The 21339-nt window shown below is 71.2% G+C and carries 17 protein-coding genes and 1 pseudogene; 8 read left to right on the top strand and 10 right to left on the bottom strand.

All coding sequences use genetic code 11. The features are described 5' to 3' along the window. Positions 1–69: 69 nt before the first annotated feature. Genes ABT147_RS18775 through ABT147_RS18755 form a run of 5 tightly spaced genes read right to left on the bottom strand, consistent with a single transcriptional unit; the run spans position 70 to position 5859 of the window. Positions 70–1356, bottom strand: coding sequence for a M20/M25/M40 family metallo-hydrolase (locus ABT147_RS18775; RefSeq protein ID WP_351407301.1), 1287 nt, complete (start codon positions 1354–1356; stop codon positions 70–72). After that, the gene (locus ABT147_RS18770) at positions 1353–2288 is read right to left on the bottom strand and encodes an ABC transporter permease (RefSeq protein ID WP_351407300.1); all 936 of its coding nucleotides are present in this window, start codon (positions 2286–2288) and stop codon (positions 1353–1355) included. Before ABT147_RS18770 ends, ABT147_RS18775 begins: the two co-directional genes overlap by 4 nt. After that, on the bottom strand, positions 2285–3238 hold the full coding sequence (locus ABT147_RS18765) for an ABC transporter permease (protein WP_351407299.1): 954 nt from the start codon (positions 3236–3238) through the stop codon (positions 2285–2287). Before ABT147_RS18765 ends, ABT147_RS18770 begins: the two co-directional genes overlap by 4 nt. Beyond that, a complete protein-coding gene (locus ABT147_RS18760) occupies positions 3231–4784 on the bottom strand; it encodes a sugar ABC transporter ATP-binding protein (RefSeq protein WP_351407296.1) in 1554 nt (517 codons plus the stop codon). Before ABT147_RS18760 ends, ABT147_RS18765 begins: the two co-directional genes overlap by 8 nt. A 4-nt stretch (positions 4785–4788) precedes the next feature. Further along, positions 4789–5859 (bottom strand): ABC transporter substrate-binding protein, encoded by a 1071-nt coding sequence (locus tag ABT147_RS18755; protein WP_351407294.1) that lies wholly within the window; start codon positions 5857–5859, stop codon positions 4789–4791. Between the two features lie 382 nt (positions 5860–6241). Here ABT147_RS18755 and ABT147_RS18750 point away from each other — a divergent pair, with 382 nt between their 5' ends. Further along, entirely contained in the window at positions 6242–7198 is a 957-nt protein-coding gene (locus ABT147_RS18750; protein WP_351407292.1) for a 5'-nucleotidase, read from the top strand. Between the two features lie 62 nt (positions 7199–7260). Here ABT147_RS18750 and ABT147_RS18745 read toward each other — a convergent pair whose 3' ends face one another. Then, on the bottom strand, positions 7261–8427 hold the full coding sequence (locus ABT147_RS18745; RefSeq protein WP_351407290.1) for a polyamine ABC transporter substrate-binding protein: 1167 nt from the start codon (positions 8425–8427) through the stop codon (positions 7261–7263). A gap of 100 nt (positions 8428–8527) precedes the next feature. Further along, entirely contained in the window at positions 8528–9964 is a 1437-nt protein-coding gene (locus ABT147_RS18740) for a gamma-aminobutyraldehyde dehydrogenase (protein ID WP_351407288.1), read from the bottom strand. A gap of 178 nt (positions 9965–10142) precedes the next feature. Between ABT147_RS18740 and ABT147_RS18735 the strand changes: the two genes are divergently transcribed. The 7 genes and pseudogenes from ABT147_RS18735 to ABT147_RS18705 all read left to right on the top strand — a co-directional run bounded on the left by ABT147_RS18735 (position 10143) and on the right by ABT147_RS18705 (position 17756). Continuing rightward, complete coding sequence (locus ABT147_RS18735; RefSeq protein ID WP_351407285.1) at positions 10143–10679, top strand: Lrp/AsnC family transcriptional regulator; 537 nt, start codon at positions 10143–10145, stop codon at positions 10677–10679. Between the two features lie 19 nt (positions 10680–10698). Further along, entirely contained in the window at positions 10699–12063 is a 1365-nt protein-coding gene (locus ABT147_RS18730) for an aspartate aminotransferase family protein (protein WP_351407282.1), read from the top strand. Between the two features lie 205 nt (positions 12064–12268). Further along, a pseudogene (locus tag ABT147_RS18725) lies at positions 12269–12982 on the top strand (ABC transporter ATP-binding protein); the annotation flags it as partial. An 845-nt stretch (positions 12983–13827) separates the two neighbouring features. Next, the gene (locus ABT147_RS18720) at positions 13828–15105 is read left to right on the top strand and encodes a hypothetical protein (RefSeq protein ID WP_351407280.1); all 1278 of its coding nucleotides are present in this window, start codon (positions 13828–13830) and stop codon (positions 15103–15105) included. A gap of 98 nt (positions 15106–15203) precedes the next feature. Then, positions 15204–15611 (top strand): VOC family protein, encoded by a 408-nt coding sequence (locus ABT147_RS18715; protein WP_351407278.1) that lies wholly within the window; start codon positions 15204–15206, stop codon positions 15609–15611. A gap of 140 nt (positions 15612–15751) precedes the next feature. Further along, the gene (locus ABT147_RS18710) at positions 15752–16900 is read left to right on the top strand and encodes an LOG family protein (protein ID WP_351407276.1); all 1149 of its coding nucleotides are present in this window, start codon (positions 15752–15754) and stop codon (positions 16898–16900) included. A 106-nt stretch (positions 16901–17006) separates the two neighbouring features. Continuing rightward, entirely contained in the window at positions 17007–17756 is a 750-nt protein-coding gene (locus tag ABT147_RS18705; protein WP_351407274.1) for an LAETG motif-containing sortase-dependent surface protein, read from the top strand. Between the two features lie 69 nt (positions 17757–17825). Here ABT147_RS18705 and ABT147_RS18700 read toward each other — a convergent pair whose 3' ends face one another. The 3 genes from ABT147_RS18700 to ABT147_RS18690 are packed head-to-tail and all read right to left on the bottom strand — an operon-like array spanning position 17826 to position 21306. Continuing rightward, positions 17826–18641 (bottom strand): maleylpyruvate isomerase family mycothiol-dependent enzyme, encoded by an 816-nt coding sequence (locus ABT147_RS18700; RefSeq protein ID WP_351407272.1) that lies wholly within the window; start codon positions 18639–18641, stop codon positions 17826–17828. A gap of 11 nt (positions 18642–18652) precedes the next feature. Beyond that, positions 18653–19687 (bottom strand): ABC transporter ATP-binding protein, encoded by a 1035-nt coding sequence (locus ABT147_RS18695; protein WP_351407487.1) that lies wholly within the window; start codon positions 19685–19687, stop codon positions 18653–18655. Positions 19688–19689: 2 nt separating this feature from the next. Then, positions 19690–21306, bottom strand: coding sequence for an ABC transporter permease (locus tag ABT147_RS18690; RefSeq protein ID WP_351407269.1), 1617 nt, complete (start codon positions 21304–21306; stop codon positions 19690–19692). Positions 21307–21339 lie beyond the last annotated feature (33 nt).

Here is a 21339-nt window from a genome sequence, read left to right as displayed (position 1 = left end):
AGGACGGGACGGCCGGACGCCGGCCCTCCCCCGCCTCCCCAACGGCGGCGCCGACCCCGAGGTGACTCCTCATCCGCACGACACCCCTCCCTCGCCCCGCGCCGAACTCTCCGCCGCCGCAGCCCCCGCAGGCCCCACACCGCCGCCCTCACCCCGCCGTACGACCGCGCCCGCGTCCTCGGCCGGCCGCTCGTCCCCCGCCCCCCGCACCGCCGCCACCACGACCCGCGCGGCCAGCTGCACGTCGGCGAGCGCCACCGACTCCGCCGCCGAGTGGGCGTCCGCGACCGAACCCGGGCCGAAGACCACCGACGGGATGCCCGCGCGGGCCAGCTTGCTGGCGTCCGTGCCGAAGGGCATGCCCCGGGCCCCGGACGGCAGGTCGTGGTCGGCGAGGGCCCGGCACAGGGCGGTGACGATCTCGGCGTCGGGGCCGGTGTCCAGGGCCGGGTCGACGGTGAACGGCGGGTCCACCTCCGCCCCCAGCGCGGCGAGTTCGGCGCGCTCGTCCCGCCACACGGTCTCCAGGTCCTCCCCGGGGAGCGTCCGGCGGTCGACGTCCACCTCGCAGCTGCCGGGGACGGTGTTCGGGCCGGTGCCGCCCCGGATCCGGGTGACCGAGCGGGTGGCGGGCCCGAGCAGCGGATGCGGCGGGACACCCGGGGGGTGGTCGGCGAGGTGGGTGACGACCGGCGCCATCAGCGTGATCGCGTTGACGGCCTCCTCGGGGCGCGAACTGTGCCCCGCACGCCCCGTGGTGCGCACGGTGTAACGCACGACCCCCTTGTGCGCGATGGCCGGCACCAGCCCCGTGGGCTCCCCCACGACCGCCCCCACCACCACGCGCCCCGCCAACGCTTCGACCAGTCCCAGCACGCCCCGGTACGCGTGCTCCTCGTCGCACACCCCGGCCAGCACGACCGTGCGCAACGGCGGCTCCCCGGCCGCGAGTTCGGCGAGGGCCAGCAGAAACGCGGCCAGCGGCCCCTTCGCGTCACAGGCACCGCGCCCGTACAGCCGCCCGTCCCTGACCTCCCCCTCGTACGGCCCGACGGTCATCCCGTCCGTCTCGACCGTGTCGAGGTGGGACTCCAGCAGGACCGCCTCGGGACGCCGCCCCGGCACCACGGCGACGACATTGCACCGCCCCGGCAGCACCTCGTGCAGTTCGGCCCGCACACCCCGCTCCGCCAGCCAGTCCCGTACGTACACCGCGACCGCCGTCTCGCCCCCGTCGCCGGCCCCGTCACGGGGGTTGACGGACGGAATCCGTACGAGGTCCCGCAGAAGCTCCTCCGGCGAGGCCGTAGTGATCGCTGAGGCCGGCGTGATCGTCGAGCTCGTCGAGGCCGTCATGTCCGGCGCTCCCTCGCGTAGACCAGCAGCAGTCCGATGATCAGCACGCCTAGCACGACCTGCCGTACGCCCTCGGAGAGGTTCCAGGAGGTCAGGAGGGCGGTGAGGAGGGTGAGCAGGAGGGCGCCGCCGACCGTACCGAGGAGATGGCCACGGCCGCCGAGGATGGAGGTGCCGCCGAGGACGACGGAGGCGATGGACAGGAGCTGGTACGGGTTACCCATGGTCAGGGAGCTGGTGCCGGTGAAGCCGAGCAGGACCAGGCCCGCGACCCCGGCGAGGACCGCGCAGGAGACGTACGCGGTGAACGCCGTGGACACGACCGGCACCCCCGACGCCCGGGCCGCGCCCTCGCCGGCGCCGAGGGCGAAGGCGTAGCGGCCGGTGCGGGAGAGGTGGAGCAGCCAGAAGGCGGCGGCCGTGACGGCGAGCCACAGCACGAACGCCCAGGGGATGCCCAGGAGGCGGCCGTTGGCGAGGGTGTCCAGCAGCGGGACCCGCGCTGAGCTGGGCGAGCCGTCGGTGTAGACGAGCAGGGCGCCCGCGAGGATCGTGCCGGTGGCGAGGGTCATCACCATCGGCGGGACGCGCAGCCACACCACCCCGGCCGCGTTCACGGCACCCACGAGCGCGCTCAGCAGCAGTGCCACCAGGACGGCCGTCGTGCCACCGCCCGTGCCGGAGGCGAACTTGGCACACACCACGGCCGACAGGGCGACCACTCCGGAGACGGACAGGTCGATGCCGCTCATCATGACGACGAGGGTCTGGCCGACCGCGACGATGCCCAGGAACGACGCCGTCTGCACCAGATAGCGAAAGTTGGAGACGCTGTCGAAGCCGTCCGCGAAGAGGATCGCGGCGATCCAGGTGACGGCGAGTACGCCGAACGCCCAGGTCGCCCGGGAACTGGGCAGCGCCAGGCTGCTCATACGGCCGCCTCCCTCGTGAGGTACGTCTTCAGGGCGAGCGCCACGACGAGGATCACGCCCTGCACGATGAGCTGGTAGAAGGGCGAGATCCCGGTGAACAGCAGCAGGTTGGTCAGCAGCCCGATGACGAGCGCGGCCAGAACCGTGCCGCGCATCCGGCCGACCCCGCCGAAGAAGCTGATGCCGCCGAGCACGCACGCGGCGATCGAGTTGAGCGTGTACGGGGCCCCGATCGTCGGGTCGGCGGAACCGGTCTGTACGGCCAGCCCGATCCCGGCGAGCCCGGTGAACGCGCCCGCCAGCGCATACCCGGCGATCTTCACGCCCCGGGTGTGCAACCCGCTCGCGTAGGCGCCGTGTTCGTTGCCGCCGACGGCGTAGAGGGCGAGCCCGTGCCGGGTGGTGCGCAGCAGTTTCCACAGGCCGAGGACGACCGCGACGGTGACGGCGGGCAGGGCGACGCCGTTCCAGCCGTTGTTGTACGCGTCCACCAGCCCGGCGGGCACCTGTCCCCCGGGCTGCGGCAGGACCACCAGGGTGACCCCGGCCCACAGGAAGGACGCGGCGAGGGTGACGACGATCGGTGGCAGCCCGGCGTAGGCGACGAGCGCGCCGTTGACCGCGCCGGCCGCGACCGCCACGCACAGGGCGAGCCCGGCCGCCGCGACCACGCCGCCCGCGCCCTCGGCGTCGTACGTCGCGAACACGGCCATCGCGAGCGCGAGGACCGCCCCGAGCGAGAGGTCGATCCCGCCGAGCAGCATCACCGTCGTCTGCCCGGCCGCCGCCAGGATCAGCGGCAGGAACTGGGCGGACAGGATGGTGATCGAGGCGGGGGTGAGCAGGCTGGAGTCGTAGTGCTGGTACGCGGCCAGCACCACCAGCAGGAGCGCCGCCAGCGCGAGGAGGTCGGTGTTGCCGCGCGCGGCGACCGCGAGGCGCTCACGCATGGACCACGCTCCCCGAGCCGGGGGCGTCCATGGCCGATGTGCCCATGACCGAGGCCCTGACCAGGCTCTCCTCCGTCAGTCCCGGCCCGGTGAGACGGTCCACGACCGCCCCCTCGTACAGGACGGCGACCTCGTCGCACAGGCCGACCAGTTCCATGGTGTCTCCGGAGGTGACGAGCACCGCGAGGCCTTCGTCGGCCAGGCGGCGCAGCAGATGGTAGATCTCGCGCTTGGTGCCGATGTCGATGCCCCGGGTCGGTTCGGCCAGCAACAGGATCCGGGGCTCGGTCGGCAGCCATTTGGCCAGCGCGACCTTCTGCTGGTTGCCGCCGGAGAGCCGGCGGGCCTCCTGCGCCGGGGAGGCCGTCTTGATGCGCAGCCGGGCGATCAGGTCGTCGACGAGCGCGGTCTCGGCCCCGCGCGAGACGGTGGTGAGACGGCGCGCGGGGGCGAGCGCGCGCATGCTGGGCAACGCGAGGTTGGCGCGCACGCTGCGCACGGTGTGGACGCCCTCGGTCTTGCGGTCCTCGGGCACATAGGCGATACCGTGCCGGATCGCGTCCCGGGGCGACGACAACCGCACCGGCCGCCCCTCGAAGCGGATGTCCCCGGTGTGCCTGACCAGCCCGAACAGGGCGCGCAGCACCTCGCGTTGCCCCTGTCCCTGGAGTCCGCCGAGTCCCACGACGCGCCCCGCGGTGAGGTCGAGGTCGACCCCGGCGCAGGCGCGGGGGACGGTGAGCCCGCGGACCCGGAGGAGTGGTTCGGTGCCCTCGGGGGCCGGGGTGTCCGCCTTCGCCGGGAACAGGTCCGACAGCTCCCGTCCCACCATCAGCCGCACGATGTCGTCGTGGTCGGTCTTCCCCCGTTCCCTGGTCGCGGTCACGGCACCGTCCTTGAGGACGGTCAACCGGTCGCTGATGGCGAAGAGTTCGGCCATCCGGTGGCTGACGAAGATCACCGAGCCGCCCTGGTCCCGGAGTTCGCGCACGACCCGGAACACGGCGCCCACCTGGTCCTCGTCCAGCGCGGAGGTGGCCTCGTCGAGGATGAGCAGCCGGGGCTCTCCGGCCAGGGCCTTGGCGAGTTCGACCAGTTGGCGGCTGCCCAGCGGCAGCCGTCCGACCGGGGTGCGCGGGTCGACGTCGAGGCCGACCCGCGCGAGCAGCGGCCGGGCCCGGGCCGCGAGGTCACGGCCCCGGACCAGGCCCCGGCGGCTGGGCCACGCCCCCAGGAAGACGTTCTCCGCGACGCTCTGGTGCGGGTTGAGGCTCAGCTCCTGGTGGACGGAACCGACCCCGGCGGCCCGGGCGCGGTGGGGAGACCACGCCCGGGGGACGGGGGTGCCGTCGTGGACGACCCGGCCGGAGTCTGGGGCCAGGAGCCCGGTGACGAGGGAGAGGACGGTGGACTTGCCGGCCCCGTTCTCGCCGACCAGGGCCAGCACCTCCCCCGGTTCGACGTCGAAGCTCACGTCCGTGAGCACCCGGTTGCCCGCGAACGACTTCGACACCTTCTCCACGCTCAGCAGCGGCACGGTGGTCATCCGCTCACTTGCCGATGAGCTTGTCGATCTCGGCCTGCGGCAGGTCGTTGATCGGGTACGAGTCGTCGGCCTGGTCGGTCTTGGCGAAGTCGCCGAGGTTGTCGTCGGTGATCTCGGGCAGCGGCACGTCGATGTCCTGGGGCACGTCCACGCCCTCCCGCTTGGCGACGGCCGCCTCCAGGGCGATCACGGAGAGGTAGTTGGGCTGGGCGGTGGCCAGGGAGGAGAAACCTTCCTTCTGCTTGCTCTGCCACAGCTTCAGGAAGCCGTTGTAGTTCTCACCGGTGATCGGGACGAGCTTCTTGTCCTGCTTGACCAGCGTCTGCAGCGCGGCGGCCGAGAGCGCGCCTCCTTGCGAGAACACGCCGTCGATGTCCGGGTGGGCGGAGTAGGCGGAGGCGAAGGCCTGGGCGGCCGGGGCGAGGTTGTACTCGCTGTGCACATTGCTGACGATCTTGATGTCCGGGTACTTCTTGAAGACCGTCTCGGCCCCCGACCAGCGGTCCTCGCTCACCGCGACACCGGCCGGCCCGTTCATGGCGATGATGCTGCCCTTGCCGTCCAGCTTCTTCGCCAGCCACTCGGCCATCATCGAGCCCCAGGCCTTCTGGTCCGTCCCGACCCGGATGACCTTCGTACTGGTCGGCAGTGAGTCGAACGCGACGACGGTGATACCGGCGGCGACGGCCTGCTCCAGCGCCGGGTTGAGCGCGGTGGAGGAGCCCGCGTCGACGAGGATCACGTCGTACTTCTGCTGGATCATCGCTCTGATCTGCGCGATCTGCTGCGAGGTGTCGCCGTTGGCGTTGAACGTCTTGAACGAGGACACCTTGCCCGCCGACTTCAGCTTGTCGACGTCCGTCTGAAGCATCTTCAGCGTCTGCTGCATCCACGACGGGGTCAGATAGATCGTCGACCAGCCGACCTTGAGGTCCTTGGCCTGCGGCGCGGACGACGCGCTCTTGTCGGCGCCGGCGGCGGTGCTGCCGGACTCGACGTTGCATGCGGTGACCCCGGCCAGTGCGCAGACGGAGGCGGCCACGGCCAGCGCACCACGTACGGAACGTGCGTTCATCGAAGTTCCTCAATCCCTCGAAAGGTGCCCGAGCCGCCTGAACGACTCGGATGGCAGGTGAGTTGGGGAAGGGGCTTTCGCCGGGTTCCGCGCGCACAGGAACATCACTGTTCCGGCCGTGGGGGGCGGTTCGCCCGGGTGAGGACCGGTCTGTTGAGACGGGAAGGTAGGAGGTGCGCGAGCCCGCGCACCACGTCTGCAACACAAAATTTCGCATTGCACAACACACCCGCTCCGAGGCCTGCCGGACACCGCACCGCCGACCCGTCCGCGCAACGCACCGACGGTCGGGGCACGTTGCGGCCCAGCGCGAAGGTCAGGTATGACCTGATCCGGGCAGAGGTGACGAACACAGGACACAGGGACACAGGGGGAATCCGCGATGCCGCCATACCGGCTCGAAAACCGGCTGGTCGTCGGACTGGCGTCGAGCGCCCTCTTCGACCTCGAAGAGTCCGACGGTGTGTTCCGGGAGAAGGGCGAGGAAGGCTATCGCGTCTATCAGCGGGCGAATCTGGACAACACCCTCAGCCCCGGCGTCGCCTTCTCCTTCATTCGCCGGCTTCTCTCACTGAACGATCTGAACCCGGAAGACGACCCACTGGTCGAAGTGATCATCCTTTCCCGCAACGACCCCGACACGGGACTACGGGTCATGCGGTCCATCAAGGCGCACGGCCTGCCCATAAGCCGCGCCGTGTTCACGCAGGGCCGGGCCCCGTACAAGTTCATGCGCGCCCTGCACATGTCCCTGTTCCTGTCCGCGGACGAGAACGACGTCCGGGAGGCCGTGGCCTCGGGTCTGCCCGCCGGCCGGGTCCTCGGTTCCGCCGTCGCCGACGACCCCGAGGACAGGGAACTGCGGATCGCCTTCGACTTCGACGGTGTCCTCGCCGGCGACGAATCGGAGCGCGTCTTCCAGCGGAACGGGCTCGCCGAATTCCGCGCCCACGAGACCATGAACGTGGCGACTCCGCACGACGCGGGCCCGCTCCGGGATTTCCTGCGCGAGATCAACAAACTGCAGCGACGGGAGGAGGAACGCCGCCGGGAGAACGAGGACTACACGATCCGCGTTCACGTATCCATCGTCACGGCACGCAATGCGCCGACCCACGAGCGCGCCATGACGAGCTTGAACAACTGGGGTGTGACCGTCAACGACGCCTTCTTCCTGGGAGGCATCGACAAGAGTTCCATCATGGATGTACTACGGCCGCACATCTTCTTCGACGACCAGGAAGCCCATCTGAAGGGAACGTCCCGGATGACACCGAGCGTCCACATCCCCTTCGGGGTCGTCAACCAGGACGAGAGCGCGCAGCCGCCGTCCGAGTAGGCACCGGGCAGCGGAAGGCGCGGGAGCCTCGGGCGGCGCCCGACGAATCCCGTGCCCGCGCCCTACAGCCCCACGATCCCGTTCCAGCGCCGAGCGAACTCCCGCCGTTCCTCCGAGGTGATGTCCCGCGCGACGGCGAGCCGGGCGCGCATGCGGTCGTCGGGGAAGATCAGGGGGTCCTCGGCGAGGGCGGCGGTCTCCTCGTCCTTGGAGGAGGCGAGGACGTCGCGGGCGGCGGGGACGGGGCAGACGTAGTTGACCCAGGCGGCGAGCTCGGCGGCGACCTCGGGGTCGTAGTAGAAGTCGACGAGCCGCTCGGCGTTGCTCTTGTGACGGGCCAGGTTGGGGATCATCAGGGACTCGGCCCAGAGTTCGGCGCCCTCCTCGGGGACGACGAACCTGATGTCCGGGTCGTCGGCCTGGAGTTGGATGACGTCCCCGGAGTACGCCTGACAGGCGAGGACGTCCCCGCTGGAGAGGTCCTTGATGTAGTCGTTGCCGGTGAAACGGCGGATGTGACCACTCCGGACGCGCGCCTCGACCTGGTCGCACACGGTGTGGAAGTCGTCCGCCGTCCAGCGCGTGACATCGACGCCGTTGCCCTGCATCAGCAGCGCGAACGCCTCGTCCAGCCCGGAGAGGAGGGTGACCCGCCCCTGGAGATCGTTCGCCCACAGATCGGCGACCCGGCGTATCTCGCGCCCCAGCTTCCGCCGGTTGTACGCGATGCCGGTGATCCCCGACTGCCAGGGCACGGTGAATCTGCGGCCGGGATCGAACGCGGGCGACCGCAGCTGCGGATCCAGATACCGGGTGACGTTCGGCTGCCGGGAGCGGTCCATCTCCTGGACCCACCCCAGCCGTACGAACCGGGCGCACATCCAGTCACTCACGACGACGAGGTCGCGCCCGGTCCGCTGATGATTCATCAGGGCCGGGCTGATCTTGCCGAAGAACTCGTCGTTGTCGTTGATCTCCTCGACATAGTCGACGGCTATCCCGGTCCGCCTCTCGAACGCCTCCAGCGTCGGCCGCCGCGAGGTGTCCTCGTCGTCCGTGTCGATGTACAAGGGCCAGTTGGCCCAGCTCACCCGCTTGTCCCGGGCCGACAGGTCGGCCCCGGCCCGATCCCGGGGCGCGACATAGGCGGCGGGCACCCCACACCCGGCGAGCGCACCGAGAGACCCACCCGTGCCGAGGGCGCCCAGCAGGGAGCGGCGCGTGAGCATGCCGGTACGAGGCCCCGCGCCCCGATGGGCCGAAGGCCCTTCAGGGGCGCGGGGAACTGCGCGATCAACCACGACGAACCCGCGGCCGTCAACCAACCCCTCAGCCCAACGACGTCATCACGTGCTTGATCCGCGTGTAGTCGTCGAACCCATAACCCGAAAGATCCTTGCCGTACCCGGACTTCTTGAACCCGCCGTGCGGCATCTCCGCGACCAGCGGAATGTGCGTGTTGATCCACACGCACCCGAAGTCCAGCGCCTTCGACATCCGCATCGCCCGCGCGTGGTCCTTCGTCCACACCGACGACGCGAGCGCGTACTCGACGCCGTTCGCCCAGCCGACCGCCTGCTCCTCGTCGGAGAACGACTGCACCGTGATGACCGGCCCGAAGACCTCCTTCTGGACGATCTCGTCGTCCTGCTTCAGCCCGGAGACGACGGTCGGCGCGTAGAAGTACCCCTTCTCGCCGACCTGGTGACCACCGGCCTCGACCTTGGCGTGGGCCGGCAGCCGCTCGATGAACCCGGAGACCTGCTTGAGCTGGTTGGGGTTGTTGAGCGGCCCGTACAGCACGTCCTCGTCGTCCGGCTGCCCGGTCTTCGTCTCGGCCGCCGCCTTCGCGAGCGCGGCCACGAACTCGTCGTGGATGCCCTCCTGGACGAGGACGCGCGTCGCGGCCGTACAGTCCTGCCCGGCGTTGAAGAAGCCCGCCACCGAGATGTCCTCGACGGCCTTGGCGATGTCGGTGTCGGCGAAGACGACGACCGGAGCCTTGCCGCCCAGCTCCAGGTGGACGCGCTTGACGTCCTTGGACGCGGACTCGGCGACGGACATACCGGCCCGCACGGACCCGGTGATGGACGCCATCGCGGGGGTCGGGTGCTCGACCATCAGCCGCCCGGTGTCACGGTCGCCCGTGATCACGTTGAAGACGCCCTTCGGCACGATCGCCCCGATGATCTCGGCGATGAGGACGGTCGACGCCGGCGTCGTGTCCGACGGCTTCAGCACGACCGTGTTGCCCGCGGCGATCGCGGGCGCGAACTTCCACACGGCCATCATCATCGGGTAGTTCCACGGCGCGACCTGGGCGCAGACACCGACCGGCTCACGGCGGACGATCGAGGTCATCCCCTCCATGTACTCGCCGGCCGAGCGGCCCTCCAGCATCCGGGCCGCACCCGCGAAGAAGCGGATCTGGTCCACCATCGGCGGGATCTCCTCGGAGCGGGTCAGCCCGATCGGCTTGCCCGTGTTCTCCACCTCGGCCGCGATGAGTTCCTCGGCCCGCTCCTCGAACGCGTCGGCGATCTTCAGCAGGGCCTTCTGGCGCTCGGCCGGGGTCGTGTCGCGCCAGGCCGGGAACGCGGCCGCGGCGGCGGCCATCGCCGCGTCGACATCGGCCTGGCCGGACAGGGGCGCGGTCGCGTAGGCCTCGCCCGTCGCGGGGTTGACCACCTCGGTGGTCCGTCCGTCGACGGCGTCACGGAATTCCCCGTCGATGTAGTTACGCAGACGACGCAGCTCGGTGCTCACTGCCGGCCCTCCAGATGTAGGCGTCCAGGTTGGGGTGTCCAGTCCTTGAGACACCACCCTAATCCGCCGTCCGACGTTTTCAACACCCCCGACACCTCGAAGGCTGCGAAATCCGCAAGCTACAAGCCCGTAAACAACGAATTTCATCGATTCAGCCTTGCGGAACTGTCGAGACGTCGTGCACAGTGACCTCGTGGCCAGTCGAAGCGCAGAGCAGAAGGACTCCAAGGACCCCAGGAGGGACTCCAAGGAGCCCAGGAACGGCACTCCCCAGTTGGACGCCGTCTCCCTCGCCATCGTCGAGCAGCTCCAGGAGGACGGACGGCGGCCGTACGCCGCGATCGGCAAGGCCGTCGGTCTGTCCGAGGCGGCCGTGCGCCAGCGCGTCCAGAAGCTGCTCGACCAGGGCGTGATGCAGATCGTCGCCGTCACCGACCCGCTCACCGTGGGCTTCCGGCGGCAGGCGATGCTCGGCATCAACGTCGACGGGGACCTGGATCCCGTGGCGGACGCGCTGACGGCGATGTCGGAGGTCGAGTACATCGTGATCACCGCCGGCTCCTTCGACCTGATGGCGGAGATCGTCTGCGAGGACGACGACCACCTCCTGGAGGTCATCAACAAGCGCATCCGGACCCTGCCCGGTGTGCGGTCGACGGAGAGCTTCGTCTACCTCAAGCTCAAGAAGCAGACCTATATGTGGGGAACCCGATAACCGTGAGGACGCGATAACCGTGAGCCCCAAGGACCTCAGCCAGACCGCGTACGACCACCTGTGGATGCACTTCACCCGCATGTCCTCGTACGAGAACGCCCCGGTCCCCACCATCGTCCGGGGCGAGGGCACGTACATCTACGACGACAAGGGCAAGCGGTACCTCGACGGTCTCGCCGGTCTCTTCGTGGTCCAGGCCGGCCACGGCCGCGTCGAGCTTGCGGAGACCGCGTTCAAGCAGGCGCAGGAGCTGGCCTTCTTCCCGGTGTGGTCCTACGCCCACCCGAAGGCCGTGGAGCTGGCGGAGCGGATCGCCCACCATGCGCCCGGCGACCTGAACAAGGTCTTCTTCACCACCGGCGGCGGCGAGGCGGTCGAGACCGCCTGGAAGCTCGCCAAGCAGTACTTCAAGCTCACCGGCAAGCCGACCAAGTACAAGGTCATCTCGCGTGCCGTCGCCTACCACGGCACCCCGCAGGGCGCCCTGTCCATCACCGGCCTGCCCGCCCTGAAGGCCCCCTTCGAGCCGCTCGTCCCGGGCGCGCACAAGGTCCCGAACACCAACATCTACCGGGCCCCGCTCTTCGGCGACGACCCGGAGGCCTTCGGCCGCTGGGCCGCCGACCAGATCGAGCAGCAGATCCTCTTCGAGGGCCCGGAGACGGTCGCGGCGGTCTTCCTGGAGCCGGTGCAGAACGCCGGCGGCTGCTTCCCGCCCCCGCCCGGCTACTTCCAGCGGGTCCGCGAGATCTGCGACCAGTACGACGTACTGCTCGTGTCGGACGAGGTCATCTGCGCCTTCGGCCGGCTCGGCACGATGTTCGCCTGCGACAAGTTCGGCTACGTCCCGGACATGATCACCTGCGCCAAGGGCATGACCTCGGGCTACTCCCCGATAGGCGCCTGTGTCGTCTCGGACCGTCTCGCCGAGCCGTTCTACAAGGGCGACAACACCTTCCTGCACGGCTACACCTTCGGCGGCCACCCGGTCTCGGCGGCCGTCGGCCTCGCCAACCTCGACCTGTTCGAGCGCGAGAAGCTCAACCAGCACGTCCTCGACAACGAGACGGCGTTCCGGTCCACGCTGGAGAAGCTGCACGACCTGCCGATCGTCGGCGACGTCCGCGGCAACGGATTCTTCTACGGGATCGAGCTGGTCAAGGACAAGGCGACGAAGGAGAGCTTCGACGACGCCGAGACCGAGCGGATCCTCTACGGCTTCCTGTCGAAGAAGCTGTTCGAGAACGGTCTCTACTGCCGGGCCGACGACCGCGGCGACCCGGTCGTCCAGCTCGCGCCGCCGCTGATCTCCGACCAGTCGACCTTCGACGAGATCGAGCAGATCCTGCGGGCGACGCTGTCGGAGGCGTGGACGCTGCTGTAACCCGCGCCCCACCCGCGCGATCCGGTGATCGAAACGGCCCGGGACGCCCCCATCCGAGTGAGATGGGGGCGTCCCGGGCCGTGTGCTGTCCGACCCCCGCCACCCTGACTCCCTAGCGTGCCCCTGTAACCGATCGGCCCTGCCTTCGTTCCCCCGGACGGGGGACTCCCCGCGGCAATCCTGATCCGAACCGAGGTGTACGCCCATGGTGGCCCCGCCGGACAACGACGTGCTCTGGGCACGTGGTCTGACCTACGCGCACGACGGCTCACCCGCCCTGCAAGGCGTGTCGCTGGCCGTCCGGGAGGGCGAGATCCTCGCCGTCACCGGCCCGCGCGGCAGCGGAAAGACCACGCTCCTGCGGTGCCTGTCCGGACAGCTGCGGGTGCGGCAGGGCGAGGTGTGGTTCAACAGCGTTCCCGTGCACACCATGGGGCCGCTGGCCCGGGAACGGCTGCGCCGCGAGCGCTTCGGCTGGATCGACCCCGAGCCGGTCCTCGTCCCCGAGCTGAACGCCTGGGAGAACACCGCCCTGCCGCTGATGCTGCGCGGCACGGGCCGCCGGGCCGCCAAGGCCGCCGCCCTGGAGTGGCTGGAGCGCCTCGACATCCGCGACGCGGCCCGCAAGCGCCCGTACGCCCTCCTCCAGTCCGAGCGCCAGCGCGTGGTGGTGGCGCGCGCCCTGGTGGCCGCCCCCACCGTCCTCTTCGCGGACGAGCCCACCGCCCCCCTCCACCGCGCCGAACACACCCACGTCCTGCGCACCCTCACCACGGCCGCCCGCTCCCACGACATCACGGTCGTCCTCGCCACCCACGACCCCGAAACCGCCGCCCTCGCGGACCGCACGCTGACCCTGCTGGACGGCCGCCACGTGAAAACGGTCCACCTGCCGCCTCCCCCGGAAGCAGAGTCCCGCGCGACCCCGAACGCCAACCGCACCACCACGACGGCCCCCGGCCACCGGCCCACAGCGAACCCGGAACACCACCTCCCAGCAGACCCCGACCACAGCCCCGCACCGCACCCGGACCACCACCGCACAGCCGAAGCCACGAGCCGCCCCACCGCCGAAGCCACGGGCCGCCGCACCGGCGAACGCACAGGCCGCCCCGCCACCGAAGCCACGAGCCGCCGCACCGGCGAACGCACAGGCCGCCCCGCCACCGAAGCCACGAGCCGCCGCACCGGCGAACGCACAGGCCGCCCCGCCACGGAAGATGCAGGGCGCCCCACCCGCGAAGACTCGGGTCACCCCACGCCCGAAGGTTCAGGCCGACTCGCTGCGGAAGCCGCAGGCAGGCCCACCGCCCAACGCACCGGCCGCCCCGCCGCCGAAGGCACGCATCGCCCCACCACCAAGCCGAAGGGTCGCCCCATCGCCGAGCAGGCAGGCCGGCCCCCGGCCGAAGGGGGAGGTGATCCGCCGGCCGACATGACCGCTGGACCCACCACCGACACGGCTGCCGGACCCACCGCCGACGCGACCGCCGGACCCGCCACCAACGCAACCGCTGGACCCGCCACCGGCGGGACCGACGGGCCCACCGCCGAAGCGGAGCGCACAGGTGTTGCCCATAGGCAGCGCGTGGCCGACACCGAAGGGCAGCGTGCGACGGGCCCCCAAGCGGAGCGCACGGCTGGCACCCAGGCGGAGCACGCATCGGACGCCCAAGGGGAGCGCGCGACCGGCGCCGACGAGGCAGACCGGGCCGGCGCCGTCGGAGACGATCGCGCCGCCGCCGAAGGGGAAGGCCGGGCCGCGTGCTCGCTCTCCGTCTAGCCCGCCGGGCCCACCCCGCCGTCCAGCTCCGCCGTCTCCTGGTCGCCGCGGCCACCGGTGGCACGGGCTTCCTGCTGCTCTGCGCCCTGGGGCACGCCATGGCCCACCCGCACGCCCCGGCCGGCTCGGTACTCCGGCTGGCCTGGTGCGTCGCGCCCGCCGCCGCCACGGTGTACTTCGCGGTGACGGTGGCCCGGACCGACCCCGGCACCCGGCCCCGCCCCGGTCTGTCCGCGATCGGCCTGGGCCCCGGCCGGCTGATGGCCATCTCGGCGGTCACGACGGCCCTGTCCACCGTCCTCGGCTCGCTCCTCGCCCTGCTCTTCTTCCTGCATCTGCGCGGCGACCTCACGGGCATGCCCTTCGACGGCGCCGCCACCGACGTCCTCGCCGCCGGCCGCCCCCTGCCGCTCCCGGCAGCCCTCACCCTCCTCGCCCTGGTACCGGCCGCCGCCTCTGTGACGACCGCGCTCGTCCTGCGCCCCAAGGACACCGCGGCCCGGCCCGCCGGACTCCGCACCCGCTTCATGGCGTACGACACCTTCGCCATCGGCCGGCGGGCCGCGTCCCCGGCGGGCGCCACGAGGTACGAGGAGGAGCCGGACGACGAGCCCGCCGCCCCCACGGGCCCCCAGGAACCGGCGGCTCCACGCCCCGCCCCCGGCGGCCTCCCCTGGGGCGTCGCCGTGCTGGCCGTCGGCCTCGCCGTCGAGACATACGCCGGACAGTCCGACCACGCCCCCGGCCTCACCCTCCCCGGCGGCTTCGCCGACAGCCCCGCCGGAGTCCTCGGCGGCTGGCTGCTCACCGCGCTCGGGCTGGTCCTCGTCGGGCCGGGGCTCACCCACCTCACCGGGCGCCTGCTCCAGTCCGTACGCCCCGGCGCACTGCGCCTGCTCTCCGGGCGCGTGCTCAAGGAGGAGGCCCGGCACATCGGTCGCCCGCTCGGCGTGGTGTGCGCGGTGGCCTCCGGGGCGTACGCCATGGTGACGCTGTCCTCCGGCACACGCCCCGCGGTGGGCCCGCTCACCCTGCTGGGGGCGCTCGTGGTGGCCGGCTGTGCCGTGCTCACCCTCGCGACGGCCGCCGTCGAGGCCCGGCGGGCGCACGCGGACACCACGGCCGCGCTGGTGCGACTGGGGGCGCCCAGCGCACTGCCCCGGCAGGCGGCCCTGCTCCGCGCGGGCGCCCTGCTCGCCGTGTTCGGCCCGCTGACCTGGACCATCGCCCAGCTGGCGACACTTCCGCTGGCCGCCTGAAAACTCGTACGAAAAATATCCGCGCACGGCGATGACTTTCGCAGGGGCCCCCGGTCTACCCCTCCGAACGAACCGAAACCGACGGGAGAGACCTCGCCATGTACCAGCAGATGATCTTCGTGAACCTGCCCGTGAACGACCTCGACGCCTCCAAGAAGTTCTTCACGGAGCTGGGCTACGCGCTCAACCCCCAGTTCAGCGACGAGAACGCGGCCTCCGTCGTGATCAGCGACACCATCGTGGCGATGCTGCTCACCAAGCCGTTCTACTCGTCCTTCACGAAGAAGGAGATCGCGGACGCCACGAAGACCAGCGAGGTGATGCTCTGTCTGAGCGCCGAGAGCCGCGCGAAGGTGGACGAGCTGGTCGACAAGGCGGTCGCCGCCGGCGGCACGGCCTCCGAGAAGGTCCAGGAGATGGACTTCATGTACGGCCGCGCCTTCGACGACCTCGACGGCCACACCTGGGAGGTCGTATGGATGGACCCGACCACGATCGAGGGCTGAGGGCCACACCCGCGCCCGCGCCCCAAAAGGGGCGCGGGGAACTGCGCAGGCAACCACGCACAACCCGCGGCCGCCCGCGCACAGTCGCCCCCACCCCGTAGGCGCCCGGCCGACCCGGCGGAGCGACCTAGCATGGGCGGGTGCAGACGATGCCCGCCCACGCGGCCCACCACGACGATCACGAGATCGAGACGATCGAGGAGTTCGACGCGACCGTCTCGGCCCGTGGCACCCTCTCCGGATTCCGCGTCCAGGCCGTGGACCTGACGGACCGTACGCGCGAACTGCTCGCCACCGACACGACGGGAGCCGTCTTCCTCGGCTGCCCGATGCGCGAGGAGGCCGCGGCGAAGATACGCGCGGACGGCGCCCTGGTCTTCCCGCCCGTCCCCGGTCTGCCCTTCGACCCGTACCGGGGCCTGGTCTACTCCCCCGACGAACTCTTCGCGTCCCTGTCGGACGGCGGTTACGAGGCGACACCGGACGCCCTCGCGTACGCCTGGTTCCAACGGACGAAGGCCGACCGGGACGTGTACGCCTCCATGCTGCGCGCCGTCCACGACGACTCCGTCTCGGACGCCCTCGACGAACTCCTGTCCGGCGCACGGGTGGTGGGCGTGATGGGCGGCCACGCGATGGCACGCGGCACGGAGGCGTACGAGGGTGCCGCCCGCCTCGGCCGCACCCTGGCCCGCTCGGGTCTCACCGTCGCCACCGGCGGCGGCCCGGGCGCGATGGAGGCCGCGAACCTGGGTGCCTACGCGGCCCCGTACGACGACGAGATGCTCGCCGAGGCGCTCCGGCTGCTGGCGAAGGCACCGAAGTTCACGCCCTCGATCACCGAGTGGGCGGCCGCCGCCTTCGAGGTGCGCACCCGCTGGCCGAAGGGCGGCACCTCCGTCGGCATCCCCACCTGGTTCTACGGCCATGAGCCGCCGAACCCGTTCGCCTCGCACATCGCCAAGTACTTCGCCAACGCCACCCGCGAGGACGGCCTGCTCGCCCGCTCCAACACCGGCGTCGTCTTCCTGCCGGGCGCGGCCGGAACCCTCCAGGAGATCTTCGACAACGCGACCCCCAACTACTACGAGTCGCGCGGCGAACCGACCCCCATGGTCCTCGTCGACCGGGCGCACTGGACGGAGAAGCTGCCGGCCTGGCCGCTGCTGCGGTCGCTGGCCCGGGGGCGTTCGATGGAGGCCCGGATCGCCCTGGTGGACCGGATCGAGGAGGCCCCGGAAGCCTTGGCCCGTCTCAAAGCCAACCGCCCAAACACTTCTTCGGATTGACAGTACTTATGGCGCGCTTATAAACCTGTGAGGCACATGGGGAAGCCGCTCCTCCGGCGGCCCTCCGTCACCCCCACTCCCCCTGTGCTTCCCGTGAAGGGCAAACGTGTCCATAATCCCCCGTACCGCGCGAGCCTCGCGCCATGTCGGTGTTGCCATCGCGTCCGCCGCACTCGTGTTCGGCGCCGCGGGCAACGCCATGGCCTGCAGCATCAAGGACTTCTCCGCCGTCGCCGAGTGCGACGGTGACAAGGGCGTCATCCGTGTGACCGACGTGGACCCCGAGGGCGTCAAGGCCGAGATCACCGTCTATCTGGAGAACAACGGGGCAGACCTGCGTCAGGTCGGCAGCAGGACGATCGAGAACTCCACCGCCGAGGGTGTCACCGTCACCTTCGAGGAGAACTGGGAGCCGAAGGCCGAGTACCGCATCCACGTCACGGCGGCGGACTACGTCAACGAGGACATCGCGCCCAACCTGATCGCCCCCGCGAAGGCCTGCGGGGCCGACGCGGACACCCCACCGGCCGCCTCGAAGAGCCCGGGGAAGCCCGCCGACAACGAGAACAAGGGCAAAGACAAGGACAAGAACAAGGGCGAGGGCGAGGGCAGCGGCAAGGACGAGCCGTCCAGGACCAAGAACTCCCCCTCACCGTCCGCATCCGCGTCCGAGGGCACCACACCCGTGGGCTCGAACGACGACAACGCCCCCTCCCCCGAGGGCGATTCCAACCTCGCCGCGACCGGTGGCGACTCCAACACCGGCACGATCGCCGGTGCCGCGGCGGCGCTGGTCGCCCTCGGCGCCGGCGCGGTGTACTACAGCATGCGGCGGCGTGGGGCCTCCACACGCTGAGCCGGCGCGTACACCCCTGGGCCCGTACCTCTCACCGAGGGGTACGGGTTTCGCGGGGGTGCAGGCGGCTCACCCGAACGTCGCCCGTTCCAGCCAGAAGTCCAGCAGTTCCCGGTCGCCGAGCACCTCCAACCGCCGACCGTCCGGCGGCAGTCGGCGGTAGAAGGCGAGCAGCACCTCGGTGAGGGGCCCGCGCAGCGCGACGGTCGCCTTCTCGTGGCCGCGACGCCAGCGCACGACGTCCTCGGTCAGCTCGACCACCCACTCGGCGTTCACCTCGGGGGACGTGTCGGTGGCGTGGAGGTGGATGCTGCGTCCCGGGCCGCGCAGTTCGACCGCCTCGTCGTGCGGCATGGTCCGCTGTACGAACTCGACGATCTCCAGCCACTCGTCGATCGCGTCGGCGGCGATCTCCGGCGCCACCTCGACCGCACGTCCGACGGTGAGTGCCGCGTCCGCGCCGTGGACGACCTGCTCATGGGCCATCCGCCGGGCCCAGAACCCCGCGCTGTGCTCCCAGCCCCACGACCACACCGGCGCCTCGGGCCCCGCCTCGCGCAGCGTGGCCGCGGTCATCTCGCAGGTCTCCGCGAGCCACGCGTCCAGCGCGGCCGGGTCTCCCTGCTTCTCCGGGCCCTCGTACAGCGGGACGTCGGCCTCGGTCACCTCCTCCTTCGACCGGGTCCGTACGTTCAGTTCGACCCAGCGCAGGGCGCCGCCGGTGTGCCGGACAAGCTCTTCCAGCGACCAGTCGGGGCAGGTCGGCACGGTCTTCGACAGATCGGCGCCGGAGGTCACGATGTCCCTCAACCGCCGTATCTGAAGCTCGATCTCGGCGCAGTAGCGTTCGTGCCGGACCTGGGGTTCTTGCTGAGGCATCGCCATGGTGCCGCACCCTATGCGGCCGGACCGGCTCCCAGCACGACGATTTCGGCCGCGTCGAAGCACACACCGACCTCGTCCCCGAGCCCCGGCGCGTCCCGCAGCGCGCACGCCGCCTCCAGGCGCGGGGCGCCCTCCGGCTGAAGGTGCACGGCGACATGGGTGCCCCGGAAGGTGCGCGCGGCCACCGTGCAGCGCAGCCCGTCGGCGACATCGACCAGGCGCACACCGGCGGGCCGGACGAGCAGCGCGCACGCCCCCTGTGGCGAGCCCTCCGGCACCGGCACCTTGCCCCACACCGTGTCCGCGGCCGCCCCGGTGACGGTCGCCTCGACCACGTTGTCGAAGCCGAGGAAACGGGCCACGAACTCGTCCACCGGCCGCTGCCACACATCGAGGGGCGTACCGGACTGGGCGATCCGCCCGTCCCGCATCACCACGACCCGGTCGGCCAGCGCGAAGGCCTCACCCTGGTCGTGCGTGACCGCGAGCACGGTCGTCCCCAACTCCCCGAACAGCTCCCGCAGTTCGACGACCAGCCGCTCCCGCAGCGACCGGTCCAGCTGCCCGAGGGGCTCGTCGAGCATCAGCAGCCGGGGGCGCGGGGCGAGGGCCCGGGCCAGCGCGACCCGCTGCTGCTCACCGCCGGACAGCTCCCCGACCCGACGCCGCGCGGCCCCGGGCAGTCCGACCAGCTCCAGCAACTCCCTTACCCGTACGGCCCGTTCGTCCTTCGCCGCGCCGTGCATACGGGGTCCGAAGGAGACATTGCCGGCCACGTCGCGCTGCGGGAAGAGCTGGTGGTCCTGGAACATCAGGCCCACACCACGCTTGTGCGCGGGCACGCCCGCCTGGTCCTTGCCGTCGAGCGACACCCGCCCGCCGTCGAGGGGTTGGAGCCCGGCGACCACCCTCAGCAGCGTCGACTTGCCGCTCCCGCTCGGCCCCAGCACGCACACGATCTCGTGCTCGGCGACCTCCAGACCGACCGCGTCGAGCACGGGCCGTCCGTCGAACCGTACGGTCGCGTCCTGAAGCCTGAGCAGCACCATCAGAACTCCCCCATACGATCGGCGCGATCGGTACGGAGACGCTCCAGCACCAGCAGGGACACCGCGCACACCACCATCAGAATCGTCGAAAGGGCCATCGCCTGGCCGTAGTTGAGGTCACCGGGCCGCCCGAGCAGCTTCGCCACCGCCACCGGGAGCGTCGGGTTGTCGGCGCGCGCGATGAACACGGTCGCCCCGAACTCCCCGAGCGACACCGCGAAGGCGAACCCGGCCGCGACCAGCAGCGCCCGCCGCACCATCGGCAGATCGACCTCGCGCCACACCCGCCACGGCGACGCCCCGAGCACGGCCGCCGCCTCGCGCAGCCGCTCGTCCACCGCCCGCAGCACGGGCAGCATGGTCCGTACGACGAAGGGGACACCCACCAGCGCCTGGGCCAGCGGCACCAGGATCCAGGAGGACCGCAGGTCGAGCGGCGGCTCGTCCAGCGCGATCAGGAACCCGAAGCCGACGGTCACCGCCGACACCCCGAGCGGCAGCATGAGCAGCGCGTCGAAGCCCCGGACGAGCCGGCCGGCCCGCCGGGTGAGCGCGGCGGCGGCGAGCCCGCCGATCACCAGGGCGATGGCGGTCGCGGCTGCCGCGTAGGTGAGCGAGTTGCCGACCGCCTCGATCGGCGCCACCAGGAAGATCCCGCTGTCGTCGCTGGTCAGCGCCTTGTAGTAGCCGAAGGCGGACCCGGACGACGTGTCGAACGAGCGCTCCACCAGCACACCCAGCGGCAGCAGGATCAGCACGACGACGGTGACCAGGACCCCGCCCAGCAGCGCCCACTGCCCCGCCCCGCGCGGTCGCCGGGAGGTGAGCGAGGCATCCACCAGCCGCAGCGCGGTCTCCCGCCGCCGTACGGTCCACGCGTGCACGGCGAGGATCAGCCCGACCGCGGCGAACTGCACGAGCGTCAGTACGGCGGCCGTCCCCAGGTCGAAGATCTCCGAGGTCTGCCGGTAGATCTCCACTTCGAGCGTGGAGAAGGTCGGCCCGCCGAGGATCTGCACCACGCCGAACGAGGTGAAGGTGAAGAGGAAGACCATCAGCGCGGCGGCGGCCACGGCCGGCGCGAGCGCCGGAAGCGTGACCCTCCGCCAGGCCGCGAGCGGCGACGCCCCGAGCATCCGCGCGGCCTCCTCCTGCCGCGGGTCGAGCTGTGCCCAGAGCCCGCCGACGGTCCGTACGACGACCGCGTAGTTGAAGAACACATGCGCGAGCAGGATCGCCCACACCGTGGTGTCCAGCCGTACGCCCCACAGGTCGTCGAACAGCCCGCCCCGACCGACCAGCGCCAGGAACGCCGTACCGACGACCACGGTCGGCAGCACGAACGGCACGGTCACGACCGCCCGCAGAATGTCCTTGCCCCTGAAATCGAAGCGCGCGAAGACATACGCGCCGGGGAGCGCGATCAGCAGCGTGAGCGCGGTCGAGACGAGCGCCTGCCAGGTGGTGAACCACAGCACGTGCCGGATCCCGGAGTCCCCGAGCACCTCCCCGATCCGCCCGAGCTCCCAGATCCCGTCGGCCTTCAGCCCCCGGACGAGGATCGCGGCGACGGGGTGGGCGAAGAACACCCCGAAGAACGCGACGGGCAGCGCCATGAGCCCCAGCCGTGCCGCGCTCCCCCTACGGGC

It is taken from the genome of Streptomyces sp. NPDC001868 (genome assembly GCF_040297125.1).
In the GTDB taxonomy this organism is placed as follows: domain Bacteria; phylum Actinomycetota; class Actinomycetes; order Streptomycetales; family Streptomycetaceae; genus Streptomyces.
The sequence above is the reverse complement of the archived record's forward strand: the minus strand, read 5'-3'. Positions and strand labels throughout refer to the sequence as shown.

Bases quoted from the DNA above. Each gene is read 5' to 3' on its own strand.
- ABT147_RS18775 (WP_351407301.1), bottom strand. From the start codon at position 1,356: ATGACGGCCTCGACGAGCTCGACGATCACGCCGGCCTCAGCGATCACT.
- ABT147_RS18770 (WP_351407300.1), bottom strand. From the start codon at position 2,288: ATGAGCAGCCTGGCGCTGCCCAGTTCCCGGGCGACCTGGGCGTTCGGC.
- ABT147_RS18765 (WP_351407299.1), bottom strand. From the start codon at position 3,238: ATGCGTGAGCGCCTCGCGGTCGCCGCGCGCGGCAACACCGACCTCCTC.
- ABT147_RS18760 (WP_351407296.1), bottom strand. From the start codon at position 4,784: ATGACCACCGTGCCGCTGCTGAGCGTGGAGAAGGTGTCGAAGTCGTTC.
- ABT147_RS18755 (WP_351407294.1), bottom strand. From the start codon at position 5,859: ATGAACGCACGTTCCGTACGTGGTGCGCTGGCCGTGGCCGCCTCCGTC.
- ABT147_RS18750 (WP_351407292.1), top strand. From the start codon at position 6,242: ATGCCGCCATACCGGCTCGAAAACCGGCTGGTCGTCGGACTGGCGTCG.
- ABT147_RS18745 (WP_351407290.1), bottom strand. From the start codon at position 8,427: ATGCTCACGCGCCGCTCCCTGCTGGGCGCCCTCGGCACGGGTGGGTCT.
- ABT147_RS18715 (WP_351407278.1), top strand. From the start codon at position 15,204: ATGTACCAGCAGATGATCTTCGTGAACCTGCCCGTGAACGACCTCGAC.
- ABT147_RS18700 (WP_351407272.1), bottom strand. From the start codon at position 18,641: ATGGCGATGCCTCAGCAAGAACCCCAGGTCCGGCACGAACGCTACTGC.
- ABT147_RS18690 (WP_351407269.1), bottom strand. From the start codon at position 21,306: ATGGCGCTGCCCGTCGCGTTCTTCGGGGTGTTCTTCGCCCACCCCGTC.